Source organism: Lacinutrix sp. (assembly GCF_023299985.1).
GTDB lineage: Bacteria > Bacteroidota > Bacteroidia > Flavobacteriales > Flavobacteriaceae > Lacinutrix.
Window position 1 is genome coordinate 1 of the sequence record NZ_JALZVX010000189.1, and the last position, 2953, is coordinate 2953.

Annotated in this window: 2 protein-coding genes; both read right to left on the bottom strand. The window is 30.0% G+C overall.

Annotated features, from left to right (window positions below):
* The coding region (locus Q0C58_RS10195) for an ATP-binding protein (protein ID WP_290700942.1) at window positions 1-1838 on the bottom strand (1838 nt) is incomplete at its 3' end.
* Between the two features lie 52 nt (window positions 1839-1890).
* Window positions 1891-2919, bottom strand: coding sequence for a type I glyceraldehyde-3-phosphate dehydrogenase (gap, locus tag Q0C58_RS10200; protein WP_290700945.1), 1029 nt, complete (start codon window positions 2917-2919; stop codon window positions 1891-1893).
* Between the last annotated feature and the right edge of the window lie 34 nt (window positions 2920-2953).

Sequence of the window (2953 nt, forward strand, 5' to 3'; positions counted from 1 at the left end):
TTGATCTTGTTATCTTCAACTATAAGAATCTTAATGTTTTCTAATTCTACTTCACTAATATCTTTAAAGTAGTTTGTTTGTTCTTTTTTAATAGCTTCTTCTGCATATTCCAGAGGTAATTCAAAGAAAAAAGTAGAACCTTTATCTAGTTCGCTTTTTAGATATATTTTTCCTTTTAAAATATCTATTAATCCTTTAACAATAGAGAGACCTAATCCGGTTCCTCCATATTTTCTATTAATTTGAATCGAGCCTTGAGAGAAGCTCTCGAACATGTTTTCTTGTTTTTCTTTACTTATTCCTATGCCATTATCTTGAACCTCAAAACGAATATTAAATAACCCATTTTTTTCGTTAATTTTTTTAGCTCGTACCCAAATATCTCCGTTTTTAGTAAATTTAATAGAGTTACCAATAAGGTTAATTAAAATTTGAGATATTTTAAGTTGATCTGCATTGTAGTTATTAGGTAAACTTTCCTCAAACTCAAAATGCATTTTTATATTATTACCAACTGCAGAATTGTTTAAGGCAGAGATAACGTTAGCTATTTTCTTTTTTAAATTAAAAACTTCTTTTTCAACTTCTACTTTATTGGCTTCAATTTTATTAATTTGAAGGATGTCGTTAATAAAGGTTAAAAGGTAGTCTCCAGAGAATTTTAAAGACTTTAAGTGCTGTACTTGTTCTGGTTTTGGGTCTTCGTCTAAAAGCATATTTGTTAAACCTGTAACGGCATACAAAGGTGTTCTTAACTCGTGAGTTACAGTAGATAAAAAGTTTGCTTTAGTTTTTGAAGCTAATTCTGCTTTTTCTTTACTAACTATTAATTCTCCGTTTTTTTTATGTAAAATGTTATTAGATTTTAGTCTAATGTTATTGTTCTTGTAAAGCGATAAAGTTAAAAGTGAAAGAATGGTAATTAAAGCGATACTTAGAATTGTAATTAATTGAGTAATAGTATTCGTTCCGCCTTCGTTTTCTGTGTCAGCTTCGCTTTCTGTTTGGTTAACAGTAGAGAGTTTATTTGTTTCTTGTGAAGAAATTACGGCTTTTTTTGCAATGTTCAGCGAGTCTGAAAGCTTTAAATATGCTTTTAAATATTTGTTAGCAAGTTGGTAACTTCCATCTGCTTCTTGCAAATTGCTTAAGGTTAAATAACCAGTGCTTAAAACATCTAAATTTTTGTTTTCTTTTGCAAGAGCAAAACCTTCATTTGCGTTTTTTAAAGCTAAACCTAAACTTCCGTTTTTTGCTTGTACTTTACCTAAATATAGTAGGCTACTACTTAATGTTTTATCTAATTTATAACGTTTTGAAAGTAAAATCGATTTATTAAAAGAGTTTTCAGCATTAACAAAATCATTTAAATCAAAATATGCTTGTCCTTTTTTTAAAATAGTTTCTGTTGCAAGTTGTTTTAAATTTTCTTGATTAAATAATGCTTCTGCAGATTTGTATTGATCTAAGGCTTTTTGTGGTTTTTTTATTTTTAAATAAACGTCGCCAAGCGTTTTGTAAGTCTCAGCAAGATTAACATAGTCTTTTGTAATACGTTGAATTTCTATTGCTTTAGCTATAGTGTTAATTGCTTTATTTGGTTCTTCTTGTAGATTTTGAATTTCACCAAGTTTAGAATATACTTTACCTAACTTTTTTTTGTTTTTAAGTTTTTTTCCATTTTTAAGTGCTTTTTCTATATGGTTTCTAGCTTGACTATAATTAAAACTCTCAATGCTTTTTTGCGCAAAAGAGAGCTCTGTATTTATTTCTGTTTGAAGCGCGTCCTGCTCTTCTTGAGAAAGTTCTTGCGCATTTGCAATTACTCCAAGTAGCAAAAATAAAAAATAAAATATTTTACGAATTAGGGACATTTAAAGTATAGTTACGTTAGCAAATATAATTATTTAACCGACAAAAGTGTTTTTTTTCCGACAAATTGATGATTAGGTCAATAATACGACTAGAGTAACCAGTCTCATTATCATACCATCCAATAATTTTTACCATATTTCCTATAACGGAAGTCATTTGAGAATCGAAAATGCAAGAATGTGTATTACCAACGATATCTATAGATACAATTGGGTCTTCGGTATATTCTAAAACACCTTTGTATTTGGTTTCTGAAGCTTTTTTAAATGCAGTATTTATAGCATTTATAGAAACTGTTTTTTTGACATTAAATGTTATATCTGTTAGTGATCCGTTTGCAACAGGAACACGAATACCGCAGCCACCTATAACATTAGCTAATTCTGGAAATATTTTAGTTAAAGCTTTAGCAGCTCCTGTTGTTGTTGGTACTATGGATTGTCCAGCAGCTCGAGCACGACGTAAATCGCGATGTGGTTGATCGTGCAAACTTTGGTCTGTAGTATAAGAATGTATGGTTGTAATGTAAGCTTGGTTAATACCACACAGCTCATTTATTATAGCTATCATTGGTGCCGCATTATTTGTAGTACACGAAGCGTTAGAAATTATTAATTCAGTGCCATCTAAAGCGTCTTCATTTGTGCCTAAAACAATAGTTTTTATGTCGTCTTCAGTAGGTGGAACACTTAAAATCACACGTTTAGCTCCATGTTTAATATGATGATTTAAATCCTGAGACGTTTTAAATTTTCCTGTAGATTCTATAACAAAGTCAGGAGAAAATGGTTTCCAATTAATATGTTTTGGATGATTTTCGTTTAAAAGGCTAACTTCATTTTTATTAATTATAATGCTGTTTTTGGTATGGGAAATTTCACCTTTAAAAATACCATGAATACTATCGTATTTTAGCAAATGGCTTAGTGTTTTGGCATCTGCCAAATCGTTTATTGCTACAACTTTAATGTTTTTATGTTCTTGTAATAGTCTAAATACACGTCGACCAATGCGTCCAAAACCGTTTATGGCAACAGTAATCATTTAATTAATGTGCTTTTGTGCCTTGTAAGATGAA